The organism is Caproiciproducens galactitolivorans, assembly GCF_004768785.1.
GTDB lineage: Bacteria > Bacillota > Clostridia > Oscillospirales > Acutalibacteraceae > Caproiciproducens > Caproiciproducens galactitolivorans.
Genome location: NZ_SRMQ01000001.1, coordinates 393,812 through 417,125, shown reverse-complemented (window position 1 = coordinate 417,125; position 23,314 = coordinate 393,812). Strand labels below are relative to the sequence as shown.

Genomic DNA, 23,314 nt, shown 5'->3' with positions numbered 1-23,314 from the left:
TTTAATTACAGATCATTATAGCATAGATACTGCGCTGAGAAAAGAATTGCGAAGAGAAGGAAACCGATCCTTCTATTTCTGTTTTATATAATTTTTAAATTGTTCGTACAGTTCGACCGTTTTGAATTTTATTTCGAAATCACCCTTACCCTCCACAATTTGAAGCTGGTTTTCGTTCAGAACGTCCCGGAGTTCCTTGGGCTCTTCCGCAGCGGGAAGGCACATCGGTGGAAAAATGACGCACCACCAGTTATGCCCTTCGGCTTTACCGATGCTCACGCGCAGCGCATCGTATTCGCCCGCCGGCAGCGTTATGGTTTTATACTGCCTTGTTGAAAAGTACATACGCTCCATTTTCACATCCACCGGGTAATGATACCCCTGCTTCCGGATTTCATCCGCAGCCGCGGATTTCAGTTTCGGCAGCGCCGCGCGGACTGCGTTCTGCGCTTCTTCTTTATTCGTGACATGATCCATCATACGGGAACTTTCCGCTAAAATCCGATCCCGCACCCTCAGCTTCAAATCCTGGTCTTCTTTTGAATCGGAATTTGCAAGGACATGCAGGCGGAGAACATGATTCGGTATATCCTCACAGCCGGCGGCAAAGCCGGTAAACGAAAACAGTACGGTCAGAATAAACGCCAAAAGAAGAGACTTTTCTATCAACTTCATAAGTAAATCCTCCGGTAATTATGTTACAGGAGGATTATTGGCGCAATAATTTCTTTTTATTCGTTGTATTTCGCACATTCGTATTATATAATCATAATAATTTACATAAAGAAGGGTCAATATGCTGAAAACCGTATTTTTTTCATTTCTTTCCCGCTTTGGTCCACCGATGCTGGCCGGGTTGGTCGTCTATCTCATTTGCCTTGTCCTTTTCTTCCGGCGGAAAAAGCCGGTTCAGAAATTCTGGCTCGCTATTTTGTTTCTATACCTCGCCGCAGTAATTCATCTGACAATTCCCCTGACCTTGCCGCAGTTCTGGCATATCCGCGCGAAAACCACAGCGTGGGCGATCAGCCAGATTCAATGGATTCCGTTTCAGTCGGCGGGAAATATCCTGAAAAACTCCATCCGCATTGGCAGCTTCAAGGAGTTCCTGCGGGTGATCGGCGGGAATTTTGTCTTACTGATGCCGCTCGGCGTCCTTGTACCGTTAATCAATCCCCGGTTCCGCCTGGGCCGTATGATCGCGGTATCGCTGCTCGTTCCCATCGGGATCGAGGGTTTGCAGCTTTTGCATAATATTCTCGTCGGCTCGGTTGCCAGAAGTGTGGAGATGGAGGACGTCGTACTAAATGCGGCAGGATGTTTGACTGCGTATTTAATTTTTGCAGGTTTGCGCAAGCTGTTCCGTCCAAAGCGTACTGCAAAACAACGCACCTAAACGTCAGGCAAAACGCCATTCTGCCCAATCGCAGGATTTTTCAAGTATGCGAGCAATTTCTTCCAGTTCACGAGTGTCCGTTTCATCAAAGCGGCCTAATAGCGGACTATCAATATCCAACACGCCGATTACCTTCCCGCCCTGATGCAGCGGAACGACAAGTTCAGAGCGCGAGGCGCAGTCGCAGGCAATATGCCCCGGAAACTGGTGCACATCCTTTACAAGCTGTGTTGCATCTTTGGCGAAGGCTGTTCCGCATACGCCCTTCCCCCGCGCGATATGCACACACGCGGGTTTTCCCTGAAACGGGCCCAGCAAAAGATCTTCTCCGTAGCGAAGGTAAAAGCCAACCCAGTTGATATTCCGAAGCGCTCCGTTTAACAGCGCGGACACGTTTGACAGGTTGGGAAGCACATGGTGCTCCCCTTCCAGCAGTGCTTTTAACTGCTTTTTCAAAAGTGCGTACATTTCTTTTTTATCATCCGAATAAAGGAATTTCTCCATTGTACAGCCTCCCGGTTTTACAGAAGAACCGCACTCCTGGTTTGGGTATGCGGTTCCCTTTTATTTTATGGGATTGTAAGCTTTCCAATCCCCTTGCTCTCACATTACACAATACCGGCCGGGCTTCACAAATTCGGCAGCGTAAAGCATACCCCAGCCCCGCCGGGTTCCATTGCAATCACCGTCCAGATTTCAGCGTAATTTCCGGGAAAGTTCCTTGATTGCCCGGGCAATTCCGGTAATTTCCCCAGTACAAGCATAAGGGGATTGAACCCTTTTGTCCGCGAATTACAGCGTTATTTCATGGACAGGCTCGCATAAAAAAACCTCAGAATAATATTCCTGGAGCTTTGCCCTGCAGCGCGCGGCGTCCTGCAAATCAGTAAAAATGCCGAAGACAGCAGAACCGCTGCCCGTCATACAGGCACCAAGCGCGCCCAAATCCCTCATGGCATCTTTAATATGCTTTACTTCGGCCAGGTGCATTACCTGTTCGAACTCGTTCCCAAGGCTTGCCGCAACCGCGCGGATATCCGAAGCACGCACCGCATCCAGCACGGCATCGCAATACCCGCTTCCTGTTTTTGCGGCCGCGTCCGCCAGCGCATAGGCTCTTGTTGTATCTACGCTGACCGCCGGTTTGCAAATCACAATGCGGCAGGAGGGCAGAGGCGTAAGGGGAGTCAGCTTTTCCCCGATCCCCTCTGCCAAAGCGGTTCCCCCCGCGATGCAAAATGGTACGTCTGCGCCGACCTGAAGTCCCAGAGCGCAAAGTGTTTCTTTGGATAGGGCTGTCCCCTTCAGCGTATTCAGCAAGCGCAGCACGGCGGCCGCATCTGCGCTTGCACCACCCAAGCCCGCCTGTGAAGGGATTGTTTTATGAATACGGATCGCAACATCCGGCTCAAGCCCGGTGTGTTTAAAAAATGCCGCCGCGGCTTTATAAACCGCATTGCTTTCATCACAAGGGACGCTCCTGTGGCTGCACACCACGCGGAGCCCCGCCTCCCCCGTTCGAATTTCAACTTCGTCATATAGCGAAACCGACTGCATCACCATGCGAAGAAGGTGGTAACCGTCCTCGCGTTTTCCGGTGATATCGAGTGCTAAGTTAATTTTTGCATAGGCTTTTGCAGAAGCAGGCATGGCGTGTTTTCCTTTCCATTATTTTTTAATTCAGCGTTTTGAGAAAATGCCGAATACGGGACAATGCTTCCGTAATATGTTTAATGGAATAAGAATAGGACACACGAAGGTACCCCTCGCCGCATTCTCCAAACGCGTCGCCAGGAACAACCGCAACATGCTCCGCGTAAATCAGCTTCTCACAAAACTCTTGGGAGGACAGGCCCGTATTTTTGATGCAGGGAAATACATAAAATGCCCCCTCCGGCTCAAAACAGGCTAACCCCATGGAATTGAGCCCGTCAACAATCAAACGGCGGCGCATATCGTACTGCTCGCGCATATAATCGATGTCGCTGTCCCCATTCTTCATTGCTTCAATCGCCGCATACTGCGCCATGGTCGGGGCACTCATAATACCGTACTGGTGCAGCTTCGTCATCTGCCCGATGATCTCCTTGGGGCCAACCGCATAGCCAAGCCGCCAGCCCGTCATGGCAAAGGCTTTGGAAAAGCCGTTGACGACGATGGTGCGCTCCTTCATGCCGTCGATCGAAGCAAACGAAACATGGCGGGTTTCGCCGTATGTGAGCTCGCTGTAGATCTCATCGGAAAGTACCATCAGGTTGTGTTCCTTTACTACTTCGGCGATTTGCTCCAAATCCGCCCGGCGCATAACCGCGCCTGTCGGGTTATTGGGAAACGGGAGAATCAAAAGCTTTGATTTCGGCGTAATCTTTTCACGCAGCGCCTTTGCAGTCAGACGGAATTTATCCTCCTGCTTTGTCTGTATTGTTACGGGGATGCCCTCCGCCATTTCGGTAAGGGGCCGGTAACAGACGAAGCTTGGTTCCGGAATCAGCACCTCTTCCCCCGGCTTTACCAGGCAGCGGATGCACAAATCGATTGCCTCGCTGCCGCCAACCGTCACCACCACGTCGGTTTTCGGTTCGTATTCAAGATGGTAACGGCGTTTCAGCCAACGGCAGATTTCCTCCCGCAGCTCTATAAAGCCGCGGTTCGGGGAATACCACGTTTTCCCATCCTCCAGCGTTCGGATTCCTTCCTGGCGAACATGCCATGGGGTGGAAAAATCCGGTTCGCCGATGGACAGGGAAATAACATTATCCATTTCATTTGCAATATCAAAAAATCGTCGGATGCCGGACGGTTTTATCCTCTTGACCTCGTCGTTGAGCATGGACTGATAATCAATCACAGAGAACACTCCTTCTCTCGTCCTTCTCATCCTCAGAGCTAAGGATAATACCGCCGTCTTTATAGCGGGTCAGGATAAAATGGGTCGCTGTTGAAAGGACGGAGTCAAGGGTGGAAAGGCGGCGCATAACAAACATGGCGATTTCCTGCATGCTTTTCCCGTGAACCTTTACCGCCAGATCGTAACCACCGGACATCAGGTAAACGCTTTCCACTTCTTCGAACTGCATAATGCGTCCCGCAATCTCATCAAAGCCGCGGTCGCGCTTCGGGGATACCCTCAGTTCAATCAGCGCGCTTGCTTTGTTTTGATCGACTTTCTCCCAGTTGATCAGCGCCTTGTAGCCACGGATAACTCCCTGCTTCTCATATTCTGCAATTGCGTTTTCAACCTCATCCGGTGTTTTCCCAAGCATTACCGCAAGCTGCTCGGTAGACAGGCGGGCATTTTCGTCCAACAGGTTTAATAAGCGATCCATAATAGAACTCCTCTCAATGACTTAATTTATTCGATCGGCAGCATGATCGGTTCATGGTGCTGATAAACAGTAAAATGGTGGAACCCGGCGCTGCATAAATCCCCGAGCCCCTGCTCGATTCCTCCGCCAACATCCGCCCAGCGGTGCGCGTCGGAGCCGATGGTAATAAGCTTCCCACCCAGCTCACGGTAACGGGTCAGGATCGGCAAGTCGGGCAAGGTCGTTCCTAATTTCTGGCGCAGGCCGGAAGTGTTCACTTCCAAAGCTTTATTCTTTGCAATCAGCGCGTTTAAAACTTCGTCGATTCTTTTTTTGTACATATTGATAGGAAGTTTTTTCTTCGCATTCAAATAGCGCCACGGGTATGTAAGGTGAGCAAGGGAATCAAATTTTCCCCACGCAATGGTCTCCAGCAATTCATCGAAATAACGGTTAAGGACATTATCCACATCCACCTGATTGTAATCTACTTCATAAAAGTCCGGGAAATTTCGAATATTGTGTACGGAAGCCAGAACAAAATCAAAATCGCATGCGTTCAGGATATCCTCTGCGGCGGCCGGATCCTGTACGGCCTGTCCCAGTTCAACCCCGGCATAAACACGCAGGCGGCTGTTAAAAACCATGGCGGCCTTGTGCGTTTCAAAATAGGACTGGCGGGTGCTTCTGTCGTAAAATTCCGAATGGTAAACATTACACTCACAGTGATCCGTTATGGTAATTGAGTAAAAGCCGAGCCTTGCCGCGCTTTCGCACATCATCATGACCGGGTCGTTTGCGTCGCGTGAAGAATCCGAATGAACATGACTGTCAGATATTAAAGGATACTTCATAGAATACCTCCCGGCAAAACCGGTGAAAGTTTTCTCCGGTCCGCCATTTATAATATTATATAGTAGCATATAATGCGGCATATTTATAGATGTTATCCTAAATTATTTCAAAAGGCATTGTAGGATTATTTTTAAACAGTTTTACCATTCTGCCCGGCTGCTCGCCGCTTCAACACTTGACAACGTTAATATTTTCCCTCATAATTACAAAATAAGTTTGTGCAATTCTAATTTCATACGGAGGTTAAAAATATGCGCGCTGTAATCACGGTAATCGGCAAAGATATGGTGGGTATTCTCGCCCGCGTTTCGGCTATCTGCGCGGACAACGGAGTAAATGTCGTCGAAGTGACACAGTCCATTTTACAGGATTTATTTGCTATGATCATGATGGTGGACATATCAAAATCTACGATTCCATTTAGTGAGCTTGCGGATAAATTAACGGCGATTGGGGAAGACATGAATCTGACGGTTCATGTCATGCATGAGGACATTTTTAACTCTATGCACAGGATATGATAAAATAATATAACGGAAAATAACGGAAGGGTCGAAGCAAATGGTAAATTCTCATGACATACTTGAAACAATCAATATGATCGACAACGAAAACCTGGATGTCCGAACCATTACAATGGGGATATCCCTTCTTGACTGTGTCGATTCGGATATTGGAAAATCCTGTGATAAAATTTACGATAAAATCTGCCGCTACGCAGGGAATCTGGTAAAGACCGGCGAGGACATCAGTAAGGAATACGGTATTCCGATCATCCACAAACGAATCGCCGTCACCCCCATCGCAATGATTGCTGCGGCCTGCCCCACGAAAAGCCCTGTACATTTTGCAAAAACCCTTGACCGCGCCGCAAAGGCCACCGGCGTTAATTTTATCGGAGGGTACTCGGCGCTTGTCCATAAGGGATTCGGCCCCGGCGATTATGCATTGATTGAAAGCATTCCGGAAGCTTTGAGTGAAACAGAACTGGTTTGCTCCTCTGTGAACATCGGAACCACCAAAGCGGGCATCAATATGGACGCCGTTGCCAAAATGGGCGTTATTGTGCGCAAGCTTGCCGAAATGACTGCCGACCGTGACTGCATTGGCCCTGCCAAATTGGTGGTGTTCTGCAACGCACCGGAGGATAACCCCTTCATGGCGGGCGCATTCCACGGTGCGGGAGAACCGGACTGCGTCATCAACGTAGGCGTTTCCGGCCCGGGTGTTGTGCGCGCTGCCCTTGCGAAAGCGGGCAACTGCGACATTACGAGCGTTGCAGATATTGTAAAAAAAACCGCGTTTAAAATCACGCGCATGGGTCAGCTTGTCGCCCGCGAGGCTTCCCGCAGGCTGTTTGTGCCCTTCGGTATAGTGGACTTATCCCTTGCACCGACCCCGGCTGTCGGCGACTCGGTAGCGCATATTCTGGAAGAAATGGGGCTTGAAAGCTGCGGCGCGCACGGAACCACAGCTGCCTTGGCCCTTCTGAACGATGCCGTAAAAAAAGGCGGCATCATGGCGTCTTCCCACGTCGGCGGGCTTTCCGGCGCGTTCATCCCGGTGACGGAGGACGCAGGCATGATCGACGCCGCAAAATGCGGATCCCTGAGCATCACAAAGCTGGAGGCAATGACCGCCGTATGCTCGGTCGGCCTTGACATGATTGTGGTTCCGGGGGATACGCCGGCGGAAATCATCTCTGCCATTATTGCAGACGAAGCCGCCATCGGTATGGTAAATTCCAAAACGACCGCGGTCCGCCTGATTCCGGCCATTGGCAAAAAAGCTGGCGACGAGCTGAATTTCGGCGGTTTGTTGGGCAGCGGACCCGTTATGGAAGTAAACCGCTACTCCCCGCTAAAATTCATCCGACGCGGCGGACGTATTCCGGCGCCAATGCAAAGTCTTAAAAACTAAATTCATCGCGCCCAGAATTTTCCCAGATTTTGGGCGCGATATTTTTCGAATCAAAAAAATGACTTTTATTCATAATTTAATCACATTTATAACACATTATATAAGTATAATAAGAAAAGATTGCTATCCATTGCACATAATTCCAATTGTAAATGCGTGTAGCAGGCGTTATAATAAGGGAAACTTTATTCTTCTTGATAAGTTTCTTTTGTTCGGCGAACCGTTCCTCACGAATCAAAGGCCACAAAATCCATAGCGCCAAGGCAGTTTTTGCCGGGCGCGTTATTTTAAAATTAAAAATGACTTTTATTCATTTTTAAACAGATCTTTAACACTATCGCTAATATTTAAGAGAAAAATTTTGGCCATTACTTACAATTGCATATTGTAAGTATCGACAAAAGGGATTATAATAGGTGTCACTCAATCGATAATAAACAAAATTTAGAAAATAAATTGTTTAATTTATTACAAGGAGGTGCGGATCAATGGAAGACTTAATTAAACAAATCGTCGACATGGATCGGAAAGCCAGAGAAATTACCGATGCTGCGCAGATGGAAAAAGTCAACTCCGAAAAAGAAGTTGCCGCAAAGCGGGAGCAGATCCGAAATGAGTATCTTGAGAGGGCAAGAAGGCGTATCGCCTTAAACGAACCAAAAGAACGCGAGGCCGCAGAAAAGGAATGGAAAGAAAAGGAAAAGAAAAACGAATTCATTTTCCAAAAGCTGGATAAACTTTATACCGAAAACGGCGATAAATGGGTGAAGGAAATTGTAGAACGCGTTTTAGGGAGTGATTGAAATGATTTCCACCCTCTCTTCCAATGTCATTCTGGCAAAAGCGCGCGCAATGTACGGCAGACGCCTGACAATGGAAAATTACAAGGACCTGCTGGCCTGCCGCAATGTAAGCGAGGTTGCTTCATACTTGAAGACAAGGACAGTATACAAAAAAGCACTTGTCAGTATCGACGAAAATAGTGTTCACCGCGGCCAACTGGAAGCAAAGCTCAAGCAAAAGCTTCTTGAGGATTACTCATCCCTGTGCCGATATGAAATTACCGTAGGCGAGCATTTCGCACGGTACCTGATTGAGCAAAGTGAAATTGAGCAGATTCTGCACAGTTTGCTCATGCTCCAAACCGATACGCCGGGGGATTTCAACCTTCCGATGTATATTACAAGGCATACGCAACTGGATCTTGCGGCGCTGAGTCAAATTGAAAATTTCGACGATCTGCTGAATGCTTTGGACAAAACCCCGTACCGGAAACTGCTGGAGGGATTCCGGCCTGTCGCCGGCACCCCCCTAAACTATACCGGTATCGAAAACGTGCTTTACACGTACCTGTATAAACAAGTATTCGATATTATTAATAAGCACACGCATTTCGAAACCCGCAAACAGCTTTATGAAATTTTCACAACGTATATCGATTTGACCAACTATGCCCGAATCGTACGATTGAAGGTATCTTATAACGCAAGCCCTGATTTTATTCGCAGTTCGCTTTTGCCTTTCGGAAATGTCGACAGAAAGTTCTACTCTGACATGCTAGCGGCGAACAGCTTAGAAGAAATCACAGAAATCATGGAAAAGACATCCATTGGTAAGCGATTTTTAAAAGTTAAACATTCTTATGTGGATGAAATACCAAAATTTGCAAAATATAGCATAAGCCGCCACAACATACGGTATTCCACGCATCCTTCCGTTGTATTAATGTCTTACACTTTCCTTATGCAGATTGAGCTTATGGATATTATCACAATCATAGAGGGGATCAGATACAAATTACCTCCTGACGAGATTATAAAACTGCTGATCATATACAATTATAAGGAAAGGGGTGATTAATATTTGGCTGTTATAAAAGTTAAAGTAGTAAGTATGTTCGGATTAATGGCTGACTTGGATCGGGCTACCATGCTATGCGGGAAATCCTGTTATTTCCATCCGGACAACGCATTGTCCTTTTTCTCGGATACATCGGAGTTTTCTCCTCTGATAAATGAAGAAAATCCTTATGCCGAACCCTTGCAGCAGTTATCCGATGTTCTGGCAAGTTTTCATTATAAAATGGATTTGTTAAGTTCGGAGGAAGTCGAAAAAATAACGATGAGTCCGGAGGATATGTTTGCCTATGTGGATTCCCTATCCGCTTCGATCAGTCAGTTGCAGAAAGAACGCGAAGAAGCGCAAGATAAAATCCGTGAATTGTCCGTTGAAATCGATAAAATCAGCCACTTTGTCGGTCTAGATTTAGATCTCAGCGAAATTCACGCCTGTAAATATATACGCGTTCGCTTCGGCTCTCTTCCAAAAGAAAGCTATGAGAAGCTGAATTCTTACAAACAGAATCCATACATTGTATTTTTCCCGTCCACAAGCGACGACCTGCGATATTGGGGCGTGTACTTCTCCCCAATTGAAAACATAACGGAAGTGGATAGAATTTTCTCAAGTCTTTATTTTGAAAGGACGCAGTTAACCGAGCTGACCGGCAGCCCCGAATCGGAACTTGCATCGCTGCAGGCGCAGCGTGATGCTGCGGTCAAGCAGCTAAAAGACACGGAAAAGCGCTTTGAAAAGCTCTGGAAAAAAGAATTGCCTATGTGCCAAAAGATTTATTCCTGGCTGACCGAGCGCTCCGTTTACTTCGATATCCGGCGGTATGCCGCAAGGTATAATGACAGTTTTATCCTTACCGGCTGGATTCCGGCGGACAAAGAGGAGGACTTTCAGAAAGAACTTGATAAGGTGGAGTCCCTTGCTTACACCTTTGACGGCGGCGAAGATGAATTAATCCATTCACCGCCCGTAAAGCTGCAAAACAAGAGCATCTTCCGCCCCTTCGAATTCTTCGTTGATTTGTACGGGCTCCCGTGTTACGACGAAGTTGACCCCACCGCTTTTGTTGCCATCACTTACTTTCTGCTCTTTGGCATCATGTTCGGGGATCTTGGACAGGGGCTTTGTGTCTCGCTCATCGGCTGGCTGATGTGGAAAAAAAAGAAAATGAAGCTCGGCAAGGTTATGGTTGCCTGCGGTATTTCCGCCGGCATTTTCGGGATCATATTCGGCTCGGTTTTCGGATTCGAACATGCGCTGGATCCTTTATATAGAGCGATTGGATTTGAGGAAAAGCCGGTTGAAGTTTTGAAACCCGAAACCACCAGCATGATTGTATACTCGGCTGTTGGAATCGGCATTTTACTGGTAATCCTTGCGATGCTGGTCAATATTTATTCCTCTTTAAAAAGGAAGGACTACGGAAACGCATTTTTCGGGCCAAGCGGCCTTGCAGGATTAATTTTCTATTCCTCGCTGGTTGTCGGCTTCGGCGGGCAAATTACGTTTGGCAGGCAGATTGTAAATCGAGCCTTTATTATTTTCTTCCTTATTGTTCCCATCATCTTTATGTTTTTCCGCGATATATTGGGGGATTTGCTCAAGCGCAAGCCCGACTGGAAACCAAAAGCATGGGGCGATTACATTATGCAGAATTTCTTTGAACTATTTGAATTCATGTTGAGTTACGCCACCAATACGATGAGTTTCCTGCGTGTGGGCGCCTTTGTTTTGGTTCATGCCGGCATGATGCTGGTTGTCTTTACACTTGCTGAAATGTCCAGCGGCATTGGCTACCTCCTTATTGTCGTAATCGGCAATGCGTTTGTAATGGCGCTGGAGGGCCTGCTCGTCGGCATTCAGGTTTTAAGGCTTGAATTTTATGAGATGTTCAGCCGCTTTTTCGACGGCGGAGGCCGTCCGTTTAACCCAGTTGTTGTTCGTAAAGAGCAGTAATGTTTTTTACGACTAAAATTCTATTTTAATAAATAGTTGGAGGAAGTATTATGACTAAAGTATTAATTTGTTTACCGGTAATTTTCTTAGTAGCATCTGTTGTTTTTTCAATCCGTTCCGTTAAAGATGGAAAAAAGCCTAGCAAAGCCGCAGCTACGCAGATCTTCGCTTTCCTGGCCGTTTGCCTTCTTACGTTTGCGGTTCCTGTCGTCGCTTCCGCAGCAACCGGAACTGATGCAAACGCAACAGCACCTACTTCCCAGTCTCAAGAAGCACCTGCTTCTGATTCCGGTAAAGGCCTTGGCTTAATCGCCGCCGCGGCCGTTACGGCAATTTCCGGTATAGGCGGTGCAATCGCTGTTGCGGCGGCTGCTCCTGCGGCTATCGGTGCAACAAGCGAAGAACCGAAGGTTTTCGGTAAAGCTTTGATTTTCGTTGCTTTGGGCGAAGGTATCGCATTGTACGGACTATTGATTTCTATTCTTATCCTGAACAAGATTTAACCCATTGAAAGCAGAGGTGCATGTTTTATGCGCTTTTATCTAATCAGCGACAATGTGGATACGCAGGTTGGGCTTCGCTTGGCGGGTATTGAAGGCGTTGTCGTGCATGAAGCCGCCGAAGTGCAGAAAGCCTTGAAAGAGGCAATGGCGATGGAGGACGTAGCGGTTATTCTGATGACCGAAACCCTGATCTCCCTTTGCCCGGACATGGTTTATGACCTGAAGCTCAACCAAAAGCGCCCGCTTATCCTGGAAATTCCGGACAGACACGGCAACGGCCGTACAAAGGATTCGATTACCCGTTATGTCCGCGAGGCAATCGGGCTGAATATTTAAGCCGCTTGACGGCGAAACGGGGGGTTGTTATGGCTGTCAACGATGATAAAATAAACAAATTTTATGTAGCAATCAATCACTATGCTGAAGAACAGCGTAAAAAAATCGAACAAGAAATAGAAGCATTTAAGAAGAAAGAGCTTGAAGAAGCGGAGGTTGACGTATTAACCGAAGCTTACCGGCTGATCCAAAAAGAAATGGCCGAGATGCGAAACGGCATTGCTCAGGAAATGGCGCAGCGGGAAATGAACGTTCGAAAAGAGCTTCTTTCAAAACGCAGAAAAATTGCGGACGAGGTGTTCGAACGGGCGAAAAAAGCACTTTCCGAATTTACAAAGGAAAAAGGCTACGAGGATTTGCTGGTTAAGAAAGCAAAGATATTGTCGAAGACCTTCCGTAAACCGGGTACTGTATTGTGTATCCGTAAAGAGGATGAGCAGTACAAAGAGCTGATTCAAAAAGCTTTTGGAAACGACTGCGAATTTAGGATCAGCGACGATATCCATATCGGCGGCATTCTTGCCTATAACTCTGGGATGGGTATTGCAGCGGACGAAACGCTCGACGCCCAGTTAGAGGATCAGCGTGAGTGGTTTGAGGAAAACTCAGGCTTGGCCGTAGTCTGACCTATACCTAGTGATATCGGAGATGAAGAAGATGGAGAATCAGAATATTATATACGGCATTAATGGTTCCGTTGTAACCGTTAAAAACTCACGCAGCTTCTCGATGATGGAGATGGTTTATGTCGGCAATGAACGCCTTGTCGGTGAAGTCATCGGTATTACGGACCAATTTATTACCATCCAGGTTTACGAAGAAACGACCGGGCTGCGACCCGGCGAACCGATCTACGGTACTGGGAGCCCTATGAACGTAACTTTAGGTCCTGGAATCATCGATAATATATTCGATGGAATCGAGCGGCCGCTCAAAAGAGTTGCGGAGCAATCCGGTGCGTTCATCGCGCGCGGCAGCAACGTTTCCGCGCTGGACGAAAACCGCCTATGGGATGTAACTATCAAGGTGCACGAAGGTGACCAGCTTAAGGGCGGCGATATTTACGCCGAGTGCCCGGAAACAACCATCATAACACATAAATGCATGGTTCCTCCCCTGCTTTCCGGCATCGTAAAGAAAGTCGTTGGGAACGGGAAGTATAAGGTAAACGATACCATCCTTGAGCTGGAGGATCAGCACGGTGAAATACACAAGCTCACTCTTTGTCAGAAATGGCCGATCCGTACGCCGCGCCCGGTGTCCGAGCGGCTCCAGACAAAAGTTCCGCTCATAACCGGTCAGCGTGTAATTGACACCCTGTTCCCCATTTCCAAGGGCGGCACAGCGGCGATTCCGGGCGGTTTCGGCACGGGAAAAACCATGACGCAGCACCAGCTTGCGAAATGGTGCGACGCCGATATCATCATTTACGTCGGCTGCGGCGAACGCGGCAACGAAATGTGTCAGGTTTTGGACGAATTCTCGGCGCTGATGGATCCGAAATCGGGCAGGCCGATGACCGACCGTACGGTTTTGATCGCAAATACGAGCAACATGCCGGTTGCGGCGCGCGAAGCTTCTATTTACACCGGCATTACGCTTGCCGAATATTATCGCGATATGGGTTACCATGTTGCCATTATGGCGGACTCTACGTCCCGCTGGGCAGAAGCACTACGTGAAATTTCCGGCCGCTTGGAAGAAATGCCGGCGGAAGAAGGCTTCCCTGCCTATCTGCCAAGCCGCTTATCTGAATTTTACGAGCGCGCAGGAATGGTAAAGAATCTGAATAACACAGACGGATCCATTACGATAATCGGCGCCGTTTCCCCGCAGGGTTCGGACTTTTCCGAACCGGTTACGCAGAACACCAAGCGTTTTACCCGCTGTTTCTGGGCGCTGGACAAAGCCCTCGCTTACGCGAGACATTACCCGGCAATCAACTGGACGCAAAGCTACAGCGAGTATTTTAGCGATCTTGACCCATGGTACGAAAAAAACCTTGGCAAAGAATTTTTAAAATACCGCGTACAGGTTAACCGCATCTTACAGGAAGAAAGCCAGTTAATGGAAATCGTAAAGCTGATTGGTTCGGATGTTCTGCCGGACGATCAGAAGCTGATCATTGAAATTGCGCGTCTTATCCGCGTCGGTTTCCTGCAGCAGAACGCATTCCATGCGGAAGACACCTATGTGCCGCTTGAAAAGCAGAAGCGGATGATGGAAGTTATCCTTCATCTTTATAAGAAATCGAAGCAGCTTGTAACCGCTTCCGTTCCGATTTCGGTGATTAAACAGACCGGGTTGTTCGATAAAATAGTGAAAATGAAGTATGATATTCCCAACAATAAACTAGAAATATTCGATAATTACATCAACGAAATTGATGAGGCTCTGTCCGCCATTCTCGAATCCTGATTCGGACGGATACTAATTTTACCTAAGAAGGTGGTTACACCATGATTCTTGATTACATTGGTCTAAAGGAAATAAACGGTTCGCTGATTGTGCTAGACAACGTTGAAAACGCGTCGTTTGAAGAGGTTGTCGATATCCGTCTGGAAAACGGCACTATGCGCCAGGGCAGAATCGTTCAGTTGGACGGTAAGCGGGCAGTCATTCAGGTATTTGAAGGTACGCGCGGCATTTCGCTGGACAACACGCGCACCAGGCTGAAAGGTCACCCAATGCAAATGCCGCTTTCCCCGGAAATTCTCGGCCGCGTATTCGACGGTGCGGGTCGGCCGATTGACGGGTTGGGAAACATTTTTCCGGTGAAGAAGGCAGATATTAACGGAACGCCGATTAACCCGGTATCCCGTGAATATCCGAAAAACTACATCAATACTGGCATTTCAACCATCGATACGTTGATGACGCTGATTCGCGGGCAGAAACTCCCCATTTTCTCCGGCTCCGGTATGAAGCATAACGAGCTTGCCGTTCAGATTGCAAGGCAGGCAAAGATCACCGACAACAGCGGCAATAATTTTGCAATTGTCTTTGCCGCAATGGGCGTTAAAAACGACGTTGCCGAATACTTCCGGCGTTCTTTCGAGGAATCCGGTGTTCTGCAAAGGGTTGTTATGTTCCTGAACCTTGCTAACGATCCGATTATTGAAAGAATTCTGACCCCGCGCTGCGCGCTGACGGTTGCCGAATACCTTGCCTTTGAGCTGGATATGCATATCCTCGTCATTATGACGGATATGACCTCCTATGCGGAAGCGCTGCGTGAGTTCAGTTCTTCCAAAGGCGAAATTCCGGGCAGAAAGGGATTCCCGGGCTACCTGTATTCCGACCTTGCCTCCCTTTACGAACGCGCGGGCATGGTGCGCGGCAAAAAAGGGTCTGTAACCCAAATCCCAATTCTCACAATGCCGAACGACGACGTTACCCATCCGGTACCGGATTTGACCGGATACATCACCGAAGGACAGATCGTGCTTGACCGCGTTCTGGACAATTCCGGTGTTTATCCGCCGGTTTCCGTCCTTCCTTCCCTTTCCCGTCTGATGAAGGACGGCATCGGCGAAGGCTTTACGCGTGAAGACCATCCGGCGCTTTCCAATCAGCTTTTCGCATCTTATGCGAAAGTAATGGACGCCCGTTCGCTCGCCTCTGTTATCGGTGAAGAAGAGCTCTCCCCTGTCGATAAAAAATACATTGAATTCGGTAAACGGTTTGAATCCCAGTTTGTAGCACAGGGCTTTAATGAAAACCGTTCCATCGAACAAAGTTTGGATTTGGGCTGGAAGCTTCTTTCCACGCTGCCGCGTGAAGAACTCGATCGTGTGGACGACGTGATTCTTGATAAATACTATGAAAAAGCGATTCAGTCGGATTCCTCTGTGACGGAACCCGAAAAAAGCATTGACGAATAGTATGAAAGCGCAGGATAGCACATAGAAAATTGCACCGCATTTTCACCGCGCAATTTTTACCAACCGAAGGAGGTGTGCCGCATTGAGCAACCAAATCGTTCCGACAAAAGGAAATTTGCTCGCCACAAAAAAGTCCCTTGCGCTTTCACGCACAGGTTTTGAGCTTCTTGACCGGAAACGGAACATTTTAATACGGGAAATGATGGCCCTGATTGAGCGGGCGGCGAAAATTCAAGGAAAAATTGATGATACGTACGATGCGGCATATGCCGCGCTTCAAAGGGCAAATATTACCCTTGGCATCTGCGACGAACTGTCCCGTACTGTTCCGCTCGATAATAGCCTGAATGTGGCTTATCGAAGCGTTATGGGCGTGGAGATTCCCATGGTTTCGTACGACCCGGTCAGCATTCCGATTCCGTTCGGGCTGAATTCCACCAATATTATGCTGGACGACGCCTACAAAAAATTTGAAGAAGTCAAGCGCCTCACCGCGGAACTGGCCGAAGTGGAAAACAGCGTTTACCGGCTGGCCGTCGCGATTAAAAAGACGCAGAAACGAGCAAATGCTCTGAAAAATATTATGATCCCATGGTTTGAGACTACAGTGAAGTTTATCACGGACGCACTAGAAGAAAAGGATCGCGAGGAGTTCTCAAGACTTAAAGTCATAAAAAAACAAAAATTGCAAAAATGATCGTTCAGTCGGATTTTCAGATCAACAAAACAAACCCTCCTGCCGTAATGTTGTGAAGTGGCAGGAGGGCTTTTGTATAGCGCAGAACGCTTGTTATGATTTAAGTATATGAAAATTCTATGTTTTTCTATTCTTATCTACGAGAGCACCGTTCTATTTTGGATTAGATGTCTTCCAGATCAACAACCGTCTTATCCTCTGTGGAAGCATATGTCAGCTTCTCAACAATTTCTTTTGTATCGCGTGCAATCAGAAGCTCTTCATTTGTCGGTACAACATATACAGCAACCTTGGAATCAAATGCGGAAATCTTACCCTCGCGCCCATGTATCATTTTATCGTTCAGAACCGGGTCAATTTTTACACCGAAGTATTTCAGCCCGCGGCAAATCGAATAACGCAGGTGGGTCTGATTTTCGCCAAGGCCCGCTGTAAACACGATGCAGTCAAGGCCGTTCATCGCCGCCGCGTAAGAGCCGATGAATTTAATAATCTGGTAGCTCAGCATTTCATGCGCAAGAATGGCCCTTTTGTTTCCTTCAATTTCCGCCTTTGTTACATCACGGTCATCGCTGTAACCCGAAATACCGAGAAGGCCGGACTTTTTGTTCAGAATTTCGTTCATCTGTTCCGGGGTAAGGCCCTCTTTTTCCATAATAAAGGTTACAATGGACGGGTCGAGCGATCCGCAACGCGTACCCATCATGAAACCGTCCAACGGAGTCAGGCCCATGCTGGTATCGATTACTTCTCCGCCATGGATAGCCGCAATAGAAGAACCGTTCCCAATATGGCAGGTAACCATATCGATATCCTCAAGAGGCTGATGCATCAACTGCGCGCAGCGCGAGCTGACGTAACGGTGGGATGTGCCGTGGAAACCGTAGCGGCGAATTTTATACTTCTCATAATATTCATAAGGAATAGCAAACATATATGCCTTTTTCGGCATGGTCGAATGGAAAGCGGTATCAAAGACAACGCATTCCGGCACATCTTTTCCGAAAACTTTCTGGCAAGCAAGAATTCCCTGTAGCTCCGGGCCGTTGTGAAGGGGAGCCAAAGGAATTAATTCTTTTATTCCTTCAATAACATCATCATTAACATAAAGGGATTTGCTGAATTTTGCACCACCTTGAACCACACGGTGGCCGATTGCCGTAACCTCCGACAAATCCTTGATTACCCCAACCTGTTTATCCGTTAAGGCAGCCGTTACCAGCTTAAACGCATCGATATGGCTAGCCATTTCCACATTCAAATCTTTTTTGCGGCCATCCGCAGTTTTATGGCTGAATGTTCCTCCCTTAATGCCTATCCTTTCGCAATTGCCTTTTGCAAGCATTTCTTCCGTATCCATATCAATTAACTGATACTTTAAAGAAGAGCTGCCGGCATTGATTACCAGAATCTTCATACTTATTCCTCCTAAAATTACTTTTATGCTTGTATCGACATAAATAACACCATATACTATAATAGTACTACCACTTCGGAAATTCAAGGAGTTTATGAAAAATGCTTACTGCGGGGATTGTTTCTGAATTTAATCCGTTTCACCGCGGACACGCCGCACTCATATCGCGTACCCGTGAGGAAGGTGCTACGCACATTGTTGCGGTCATGAGCGGCAATTTTGTCCAACGTGGCGAACCAGCTATCCTTTCAAAATGGGCCAGAACCAGACAGGCGCTTTTGAACGGCGTTGATCTTGTATTGGAGCTCCCGCTTCCATGGGCGCTTTCCGGCGCGGAAACCTTTGCGTTCGGCGGGGTTTTCCTTCTGGATGCGCTTGGTGTCGACATATTGAGTTTTGGAAGCGAGTGCGGCCGGATCGACGAGCTGCAAAGTGCGGCAAAAGCGCTGAACTCCTCCAGTTTCCGCGACGCGATAAAAAACGAAATCAAAAACGGGGCGACCTTCGCAAAAGCAAGGCAGAACGCCATGAGCCAAATCGACGGCGAAGCCTCCCGCCTTCTTCGGGAACCCAACAATATTCTCGCGATTGAATATCTAAAGGCAGTAGACCGCCTACATTCCAAAGTGATCCCTTTTACGATTCAACGCATTGGGGCTGCACATGATGCGCAGGATGCCGTGAATGACATTGCCTCCGCTTCAAAGATACGGAAATGCATGCATACCGGGGAAAGCTTTGCCGCATGGATGCCGGAGAACGCGGCGGAAATCGCGCTGCGGGAAATCAAGGCGGGCAGCGCGCCGGTTTCTATTGGGACGGTGGAACGGGCCATCCTCGCAAAGCTGCGGGGTATGAGCCGCGAAGAATTCGCTTCCCTACCGGACATTAGCGAAGGCCTGGAAAACCGCATATACGATGCTTCCCGCCAAGCCTGCTCCCTTGACGAATTGTATTCGCTTATTAAATCCAAACGGTATACGCACGCGCGCATCCGCAGGATTGTGCTTTCCGCTTTTTTAGAATTAGATTCTTCTTTGAATAAAAGAGTCCCCCCCTATCTTCGCGTCCTTGGATTTAACAAACGGGGGACGGAAATTCTGCATTCGCGAAAATCCTCTGTAAAACTCCCTATTGTTACCAACACATCAGACATATTGTCCCTTGACAATGATGGGAAAAGTGTGCTTGAATTAGAAAGCAGGGCAACGGACCTGTATTCCCTTTGTTCCTCGCAGGCGGCGCCCTGTGGGCGCGACCGGACAACAGGTATTCTATCCATTTCGTCTTGATGCTGAAAGGATGTGTCTTAATTGTCTGTTGAAATAAAGGAAATCAAATACGAGAACTATGGGAAATGTTTGGAGATCAGCAATGGATTAATCGATGTTGTCGTTACAATCAATTTTGGACCGCGGATTGTGCGTTTCGGTTTTACGGGCGGATCGAATATCCTTTATAATGATTTGGAACGGAAATATACTGTACAGAACGAAAAAATTGAAGAGCGTTTCGGCAGGGACGCCGCCTTTTTATATTACGGGGGACACCGTATCTGGCTAAGCCCGGAAAAGATGCCGGACACCTATTACCCGGACAATGAACCGGTGGTTTACGGCATTTTGCCGGAAGGGGTTACCTTTACTCCACCCCGACAAAAGCAAACGGATATGCAGCTTAGCTTTGAAATTATTATGAGCGAAGGCACAACCGATATTATGGTCGTACACAGCGCGAAGAATGATTCGAAAGAAAAGCGTGCCTGCGCGCTATGGGCAGTCACCATGCTGAATGGAGGCGGAACGGAAATTCTTCCTTTCAATGCGGAGGGCGAAAATCTGATTTCCCCCAACCGGACCCTATCCCTTTGGCCCAATACGGATTTCCACGATAACCGGCTTTGCTTTGGCCATCGGTTCATCACCGTCCGGCATGAAAAAGAGAATGAAAAGCCCCTTAAAATCGGGCTGAATAATTTCCCCGGCTGGGCCTGCTATGCGAACGGCGATACCACGCTGGTCAAGCGATATGTGCACAGCCCGTCGGCCCCTTACCCGGATTACGGCTGTTCTTCCGAAACCTATCTGTGTAAGGATTTTATAGAAATGCAGACGCTAAGCCCGCTGTACAGTCTTGAGCCCGGAGAAGGCATCCGGCACGTGGAAAACCTGTTCCTGATGAAAACACCAGCTATATTCGACCCTTTAAATGAAGATAGTGTCCAAAAATTTGTACAGGAATTGAATTTATAGAGAAAGGCTTTGAACCTTAATGGTTCAAAGCCATCTTCATATGCAGTTATCTGCCCCTGTGTTTTTCTTTTTCTGGCGCAGTTCAAACCGCCGCTGTTCTTCCTCTTCCAACTGTTTCCGATTAAAAGATTTCCGTTCCAGTTTTCCCTTGCTCCTGCTGCAGCTTCAGGGCCTGCTGTGCTTGTGCCGATTCCGCTTTGCAATAATTGGCGGTTGATAAGCTACTGCAACCGTTTTGGATTGATTTTCTTTTATTCAATCTTTTGATTTTCCAGTAGAAATAGCTGTAAATCTCATAATCCTTTGATTCCGCACCGAACGTTACTTTCGCAGCTTCCAGCTTTCCATCGATCAGCTGTTCCATTACACCAACCCAGAAAGGGTTCTCAAAAAACACCGTAATTCTGCATTTGTCCATCTGAAGTTCCTCCCAAAAAACAACTTAACAAAGACTGGACAACCTTAGGAGGCAGGTTACTGACGGCTGATTGCCGCGTCTGGACTACCAACCAGAACTGTGTTTTTGTCTTTTCGAATCCTATCTTAACGGAATATCGGGCTCTTTTCGAGCCCACAACTTAGCATATGCTTGTTGTATTCGTCCACCCGCGCTGTAAAAAACCGGATCATTTCTTCCAGTTCCATTCTTTAACCTCCAGATAACAAAAGGGACGGCCAAAGCCGCCCCCGATTTTATTCATATTAAAGTGTTCCGAAAATGCGGTCACCGGCATCGCCAAGTCCCGGAACAATATAGCCGTTTTCGTTAAGATGATCGTCTACGGCAGCGCAATAAAGCTCTACATCCGGATGGGCAGCCGTAAATGCTTTTACCCCTTCCGGCGCTGCAATAATGCACATAAAGCGGATGCTCTTCGGGTTGCTGCGCTTAATGATTGTCACAGCGTCGATTCCCGAACCGCCGGTTGCAAGCATCGGATCCAGCACGATCACTTCGCGCTCGTTAATATCCAGCGGAAGCTTGCTGTAATATTCGACCGGCTGCAGGGTTTCGTGATCGCGGTAAAGGCCGATATGACCAACCTTCGCGGCAGGCACCATGCGGAGCACGCCGTCCACCATACCGAGGCCCGCTCTTAAAATCGGGACAAACGCGAGCTTTCTGCCCGCGATAACCTTCGTTTTTGTTTTGCTGATCGGTGTTTCGATCGTCGTTTCCTCCAAGGGTAAATCCCTTGTGGCCTCATAACACATCAGCATTGCGATTTCGCCTACCAGCTCGCGGAATTCCTTTGAGCCCGTATTTTTATCACGCAAAAACGTAAGTTTATGCTGGATGAGGGGATGATCCATAATAAAGACCTGTTTATTCATATCTGACAGCCTCCAAATTTAAAATTACAGCTCGCCGCGCTCGATCGCTGCGATTTCGTCGAGACGACGCTGATGGCGGCCGCCTTCAAACTCAGCATGCAGGAAAATCTTTGCAAGCTCAACTGCTTTTGCTTCGTCAATAACCCTTCCGCCCAGGCAGAGGATATTCGCGTTGTTGTGACGACGCGTCATTTCCGTGCAGTATGTGTCGGAGCAAACAGAGGCGCGGATTCCTTTCACCTTATTGGCGGCAATGCTCATTCCAATGCCTGTCCCGCAGCAAAGGATCCCGCGTTCCGCTTCTCCATTTATAATACAATGTGCAACCTTCGCCGCAATCGGCGCATAGTCAACGGAAGCTTCGTCAAACGTTCCGAAATCTTTATATTCGATGTTCTCGTTTTCCAAATACTTTTTGATCGCTTCTTTTAACTGCAATCCGCCATGATCTGCTCCTAAAGCTATCATTTGTTTTCTCCTTCTATACGTTTTTTAAGTTCGCGCTCCGCTTGCGGCGGGCGTAGATAAACCGGCATCAGAGCTGCGGAAGATACTGCTCCGCCCTGCTCATATACTTTGCACGCGGCTTTCGCAACGCCGCAGGCACGCTGGTACAGCAGCGGCTCGGGCGGCAAAAGCGCATGAAGACTTTGAAACCGTTCATTATTATAGCACAATTTTGCGCCGTCTCCAACAAGCATCAGCGGTTTTGCGAATTTTTTACATTCCTCCGCCAAATCCAGAATGGAGATCGCCCGGTCTTCCGTAATTCTTTCCATTCTTCCGTCGTGTGCACTAAAAACCGCATTATAAACCTGCCCGCAGCGCGCGTCCATAACCGCGCATACCGTACAGTCCATATGTTCAAGATTCCGCGCCATTGCTTCCAACGTGGACACGCCCACACAGGGCTTGTCTTGCGCCATGGCAAGGCCCTTGACGCTCGCGATGCCGATACGGACTCCCGTAAAGGATCCGGGGCCGGAACTGACCGCAAACAGATCCACGCTCTGTAAATCCGCGCGCGTGCATTTCAGCACATTATCAATCATCGGCATCAGCGTCTGGCTGTGTGTCAGCTTCGTGTTAATATAAAATTCACCCAGCACTTTTCCGTCCTCAACCAATGCCGCGGACGCCGCGGTCGCCGACGAATCAATCGCCAGTATTCTCATAGTTCCATCCCCTCAATATGAAAAATGCGTTCGTTTTCGCCTTCGCCCTGCCGGATTTCAATGCGGATTGCATCCTGCGGAAGCGCGGCTTCAATATTTTCGCTCCATTCGATTACCAGAACGCCCCCGCTCTCCAGATAATCAAAAAAACCGGTGGAGTACAGGTCGTCCCAACCGGACACGCGGAACATATCAAAATGGTAAACGTCCAACCTGCCGTGGTATTCATGAACCAGCGCAAACGTCGGGCTGGAAACCCCTTCGGAAATTCCCAATCCCCTTGCAAGCCCGCGCGTAAAGGCTGTTTTTCCCATGCCCATTCCGCCGAAAAGCGCAATCACCTCGCCGCCGGAAAGCTTTTCCGCTATTTTCACGCCGAGCGCTTCTGTTTCAGCCAACGAAGATGTCATTATGTCCCGCATAGCAGTC

General features: G+C 48.1%; 26 protein-coding genes. 14 read left to right on the top strand and 12 right to left on the bottom strand.

Annotated elements, in window-relative coordinates; all coding sequences use genetic code 11:
- Positions 1-72: 72 nt before the first annotated feature.
- Positions 73-675 carry a stage II sporulation protein R gene (gene spoIIR, locus CAGA_RS01995; RefSeq protein WP_135657165.1) on the bottom strand — a complete coding sequence of 201 codons (603 nt, stop codon included), beginning with the start codon at positions 673-675 and terminating at the stop codon, positions 73-75.
- 121 nt (positions 676-796) lie between these two features.
- Here spoIIR and CAGA_RS01990 point away from each other — a divergent pair, with 121 nt between their 5' ends.
- Positions 797-1,396 carry a VanZ family protein gene (locus tag CAGA_RS01990; protein WP_135657163.1) on the top strand — a complete coding sequence of 200 codons (600 nt, stop codon included), beginning with the start codon at positions 797-799 and terminating at the stop codon, positions 1,394-1,396.
- A gap of 3 nt (positions 1,397-1,399) precedes the next feature.
- Here CAGA_RS01990 and CAGA_RS01985 read toward each other — a convergent pair whose 3' ends face one another.
- The 5 genes from CAGA_RS01985 to CAGA_RS01965 all read right to left on the bottom strand — a co-directional run bounded on the left by CAGA_RS01985 (position 1,400) and on the right by CAGA_RS01965 (position 5,555).
- Complete coding sequence (locus tag CAGA_RS01985) at positions 1,400-1,900, bottom strand: GAF domain-containing protein (protein WP_135657161.1); 501 nt, start codon at positions 1,898-1,900, stop codon at positions 1,400-1,402.
- A gap of 288 nt (positions 1,901-2,188) precedes the next feature.
- The gene (gene ispE / locus CAGA_RS01980; protein ID WP_135657159.1) at positions 2,189-3,046 is read right to left on the bottom strand and encodes a 4-(cytidine 5'-diphospho)-2-C-methyl-D-erythritol kinase; all 858 of its coding nucleotides are present in this window, start codon (positions 3,044-3,046) and stop codon (positions 2,189-2,191) included.
- Between the two features lie 25 nt (positions 3,047-3,071).
- Positions 3,072-4,241 carry an aminotransferase class I/II-fold pyridoxal phosphate-dependent enzyme gene (locus CAGA_RS01975; protein ID WP_407932251.1) on the bottom strand — a complete coding sequence of 390 codons (1,170 nt, stop codon included), beginning with the start codon at positions 4,239-4,241 and terminating at the stop codon, positions 3,072-3,074.
- Positions 4,237-4,722, bottom strand: a complete 486-nt coding sequence (locus CAGA_RS01970) for an Lrp/AsnC family transcriptional regulator (protein ID WP_135657155.1) — start codon at positions 4,720-4,722, stop codon at positions 4,237-4,239. The genes CAGA_RS01975 and CAGA_RS01970 overlap by 5 nt, the downstream gene beginning before the upstream one ends.
- A gap of 26 nt (positions 4,723-4,748) precedes the next feature.
- On the bottom strand, positions 4,749-5,555 hold the full coding sequence (locus tag CAGA_RS01965) for a histidinol-phosphatase HisJ family protein (protein ID WP_135657153.1): 807 nt from the start codon (positions 5,553-5,555) through the stop codon (positions 4,749-4,751).
- 252 nt (positions 5,556-5,807) lie between these two features.
- On the opposite strand from CAGA_RS01965, the gene CAGA_RS01960 reads away from it, so the two are divergent.
- The 11 genes from CAGA_RS01960 to CAGA_RS01910 all read left to right on the top strand — a co-directional run bounded on the left by CAGA_RS01960 (position 5,808) and on the right by CAGA_RS01910 (position 16,706).
- Positions 5,808-6,077, top strand: a complete 270-nt coding sequence (locus tag CAGA_RS01960; protein WP_135657151.1) for an ACT domain-containing protein — start codon at positions 5,808-5,810, stop codon at positions 6,075-6,077.
- 40 nt (positions 6,078-6,117) lie between these two features.
- Complete coding sequence (locus CAGA_RS01955; RefSeq protein WP_135657149.1) at positions 6,118-7,476, top strand: PFL family protein; 1,359 nt, start codon at positions 6,118-6,120, stop codon at positions 7,474-7,476.
- A gap of 488 nt (positions 7,477-7,964) precedes the next feature.
- The gene (locus CAGA_RS01950; protein ID WP_135657147.1) at positions 7,965-8,279 is read left to right on the top strand and encodes a hypothetical protein; all 315 of its coding nucleotides are present in this window, start codon (positions 7,965-7,967) and stop codon (positions 8,277-8,279) included.
- 1 nt (position 8,280) lies between these two features.
- Positions 8,281-9,336, top strand: a complete 1,056-nt coding sequence (locus tag CAGA_RS01945; protein ID WP_135657145.1) for a V0D/AC39 family V-type ATPase subunit — start codon at positions 8,281-8,283, stop codon at positions 9,334-9,336.
- 3 nt (positions 9,337-9,339) lie between these two features.
- A complete protein-coding gene (locus tag CAGA_RS01940) occupies positions 9,340-11,286 on the top strand; it encodes a V-type ATP synthase subunit I (RefSeq protein WP_135657143.1) in 1,947 nt (648 codons plus the stop codon).
- Between the two features lie 50 nt (positions 11,287-11,336).
- Positions 11,337-11,789, top strand: a complete 453-nt coding sequence (locus CAGA_RS01935; protein WP_135657141.1) for an ATP synthase subunit C — start codon at positions 11,337-11,339, stop codon at positions 11,787-11,789.
- Positions 11,790-11,816: 27 nt separating this feature from the next.
- Positions 11,817-12,125 (top strand): V-type ATP synthase subunit F, encoded by a 309-nt coding sequence (locus tag CAGA_RS01930; RefSeq protein WP_135657139.1) that lies wholly within the window; start codon positions 11,817-11,819, stop codon positions 12,123-12,125.
- Between the two features lie 29 nt (positions 12,126-12,154).
- Positions 12,155-12,751: a V-type ATP synthase subunit E gene (locus tag CAGA_RS01925; RefSeq protein ID WP_135657137.1), complete on the top strand. Its 597-nt coding sequence runs from the start codon at positions 12,155-12,157 to the stop codon at positions 12,749-12,751.
- Between the two features lie 31 nt (positions 12,752-12,782).
- Positions 12,783-14,543 carry a V-type ATP synthase subunit A gene (locus tag CAGA_RS01920; RefSeq protein WP_135657135.1) on the top strand — a complete coding sequence of 587 codons (1,761 nt, stop codon included), beginning with the start codon at positions 12,783-12,785 and terminating at the stop codon, positions 14,541-14,543.
- A 41-nt stretch (positions 14,544-14,584) separates the two neighbouring features.
- Positions 14,585-16,009, top strand: a complete 1,425-nt coding sequence (locus CAGA_RS01915) for a V-type ATP synthase subunit B (protein ID WP_135657133.1) — start codon at positions 14,585-14,587, stop codon at positions 16,007-16,009.
- An 82-nt stretch (positions 16,010-16,091) separates the two neighbouring features.
- A complete protein-coding gene (locus tag CAGA_RS01910; protein WP_135657131.1) occupies positions 16,092-16,706 on the top strand; it encodes a V-type ATP synthase subunit D in 615 nt (204 codons plus the stop codon).
- A 163-nt stretch (positions 16,707-16,869) separates the two neighbouring features.
- Here CAGA_RS01910 and CAGA_RS01905 read toward each other — a convergent pair whose 3' ends face one another.
- Entirely contained in the window at positions 16,870-18,123 is a 1,254-nt protein-coding gene (locus CAGA_RS01905) for an acetate/propionate family kinase (RefSeq protein ID WP_135657129.1), read from the bottom strand.
- A gap of 101 nt (positions 18,124-18,224) precedes the next feature.
- Between CAGA_RS01905 and CAGA_RS01900 the strand changes: the two genes are divergently transcribed.
- Together CAGA_RS01900 and CAGA_RS01895 are read left to right on the top strand one after the other, a co-directional pair.
- On the top strand, positions 18,225-19,415 hold the full coding sequence (locus CAGA_RS01900) for a nucleotidyltransferase (protein ID WP_135657127.1): 1,191 nt from the start codon (positions 18,225-18,227) through the stop codon (positions 19,413-19,415).
- A 21-nt stretch (positions 19,416-19,436) separates the two neighbouring features.
- Positions 19,437-20,375 carry a hypothetical protein gene (locus CAGA_RS01895; RefSeq protein ID WP_135657125.1) on the top strand — a complete coding sequence of 313 codons (939 nt, stop codon included), beginning with the start codon at positions 19,437-19,439 and terminating at the stop codon, positions 20,373-20,375.
- Between the two features lie 121 nt (positions 20,376-20,496).
- Here the strand turns inward: CAGA_RS01895 and CAGA_RS01890 are convergent, their stop codons facing one another.
- The 5 genes from CAGA_RS01890 to tsaE form a co-directional block, all read right to left on the bottom strand.
- Positions 20,497-20,793 (bottom strand): DUF2992 family protein, encoded by a 297-nt coding sequence (locus CAGA_RS01890; protein WP_243112903.1) that lies wholly within the window; start codon positions 20,791-20,793, stop codon positions 20,497-20,499.
- Between the two features lie 284 nt (positions 20,794-21,077).
- Complete coding sequence (upp, locus tag CAGA_RS01885) at positions 21,078-21,710, bottom strand: uracil phosphoribosyltransferase (RefSeq protein ID WP_135657123.1); 633 nt, start codon at positions 21,708-21,710, stop codon at positions 21,078-21,080.
- A 24-nt stretch (positions 21,711-21,734) separates the two neighbouring features.
- Positions 21,735-22,178 carry a ribose 5-phosphate isomerase B gene (gene rpiB / locus CAGA_RS01880; RefSeq protein WP_135657121.1) on the bottom strand — a complete coding sequence of 148 codons (444 nt, stop codon included), beginning with the start codon at positions 22,176-22,178 and terminating at the stop codon, positions 21,735-21,737.
- Positions 22,175-22,885 carry a tRNA (adenosine(37)-N6)-threonylcarbamoyltransferase complex dimerization subunit type 1 TsaB gene (gene tsaB, locus CAGA_RS01875; RefSeq protein WP_135657119.1) on the bottom strand — a complete coding sequence of 237 codons (711 nt, stop codon included), beginning with the start codon at positions 22,883-22,885 and terminating at the stop codon, positions 22,175-22,177. The genes rpiB and tsaB overlap by 4 nt, the downstream gene beginning before the upstream one ends.
- Positions 22,882-23,307 carry a tRNA (adenosine(37)-N6)-threonylcarbamoyltransferase complex ATPase subunit type 1 TsaE gene (gene tsaE / locus CAGA_RS01870; RefSeq protein ID WP_135657117.1) on the bottom strand — a complete coding sequence of 142 codons (426 nt, stop codon included), beginning with the start codon at positions 23,305-23,307 and terminating at the stop codon, positions 22,882-22,884. The genes tsaB and tsaE overlap by 4 nt, the downstream gene beginning before the upstream one ends.
- Between the last annotated feature and the right edge of the window lie 7 nt (positions 23,308-23,314).

Coding starts and splice junctions, on each gene's coding strand:
- spoIIR (WP_135657165.1), bottom strand. CDS start 675: ATGAAGTTGATAGAAAAGTCTCTTCTTTTGGCGTTTATTCTGACCGTA.
- CAGA_RS01990 (WP_135657163.1), top strand. CDS start 797: ATGCTGAAAACCGTATTTTTTTCATTTCTTTCCCGCTTTGGTCCACCG.
- CAGA_RS01985 (WP_135657161.1), bottom strand. CDS start 1,900: ATGGAGAAATTCCTTTATTCGGATGATAAAAAAGAAATGTACGCACTT.
- ispE (WP_135657159.1), bottom strand. CDS start 3,046: ATGCCTGCTTCTGCAAAAGCCTATGCAAAAATTAACTTAGCACTCGAT.
- CAGA_RS01970 (WP_135657155.1), bottom strand. CDS start 4,722: ATGGATCGCTTATTAAACCTGTTGGACGAAAATGCCCGCCTGTCTACC.
- CAGA_RS01965 (WP_135657153.1), bottom strand. CDS start 5,555: ATGAAGTATCCTTTAATATCTGACAGTCATGTTCATTCGGATTCTTCA.
- CAGA_RS01960 (WP_135657151.1), top strand. CDS start 5,808: ATGCGCGCTGTAATCACGGTAATCGGCAAAGATATGGTGGGTATTCTC.
- CAGA_RS01955 (WP_135657149.1), top strand. CDS start 6,118: ATGGTAAATTCTCATGACATACTTGAAACAATCAATATGATCGACAAC.
- CAGA_RS01950 (WP_135657147.1), top strand. CDS start 7,965: ATGGAAGACTTAATTAAACAAATCGTCGACATGGATCGGAAAGCCAGA.
- CAGA_RS01945 (WP_135657145.1), top strand. CDS start 8,281: ATGATTTCCACCCTCTCTTCCAATGTCATTCTGGCAAAAGCGCGCGCA.
- CAGA_RS01935 (WP_135657141.1), top strand. CDS start 11,337: ATGACTAAAGTATTAATTTGTTTACCGGTAATTTTCTTAGTAGCATCT.
- CAGA_RS01930 (WP_135657139.1), top strand. CDS start 11,817: ATGCGCTTTTATCTAATCAGCGACAATGTGGATACGCAGGTTGGGCTT.
- CAGA_RS01925 (WP_135657137.1), top strand. CDS start 12,155: ATGGCTGTCAACGATGATAAAATAAACAAATTTTATGTAGCAATCAAT.
- CAGA_RS01920 (WP_135657135.1), top strand. CDS start 12,783: ATGGAGAATCAGAATATTATATACGGCATTAATGGTTCCGTTGTAACC.
- CAGA_RS01915 (WP_135657133.1), top strand. CDS start 14,585: ATGATTCTTGATTACATTGGTCTAAAGGAAATAAACGGTTCGCTGATT.
- CAGA_RS01905 (WP_135657129.1), bottom strand. CDS start 18,123: ATGAAGATTCTGGTAATCAATGCCGGCAGCTCTTCTTTAAAGTATCAG.
- CAGA_RS01900 (WP_135657127.1), top strand. CDS start 18,225: ATGCTTACTGCGGGGATTGTTTCTGAATTTAATCCGTTTCACCGCGGA.
- CAGA_RS01890 (WP_243112903.1), bottom strand. CDS start 20,793: ATGGACAAATGCAGAATTACGGTGTTTTTTGAGAACCCTTTCTGGGTT.
- upp (WP_135657123.1), bottom strand. CDS start 21,710: ATGAATAAACAGGTCTTTATTATGGATCATCCCCTCATCCAGCATAAA.
- rpiB (WP_135657121.1), bottom strand. CDS start 22,178: ATGATAGCTTTAGGAGCAGATCATGGCGGATTGCAGTTAAAAGAAGCG.
- tsaB (WP_135657119.1), bottom strand. CDS start 22,885: ATGAGAATACTGGCGATTGATTCGTCGGCGACCGCGGCGTCCGCGGCA.
- tsaE (WP_135657117.1), bottom strand. CDS start 23,307: ATGCGGGACATAATGACATCTTCGTTGGCTGAAACAGAAGCGCTCGGC.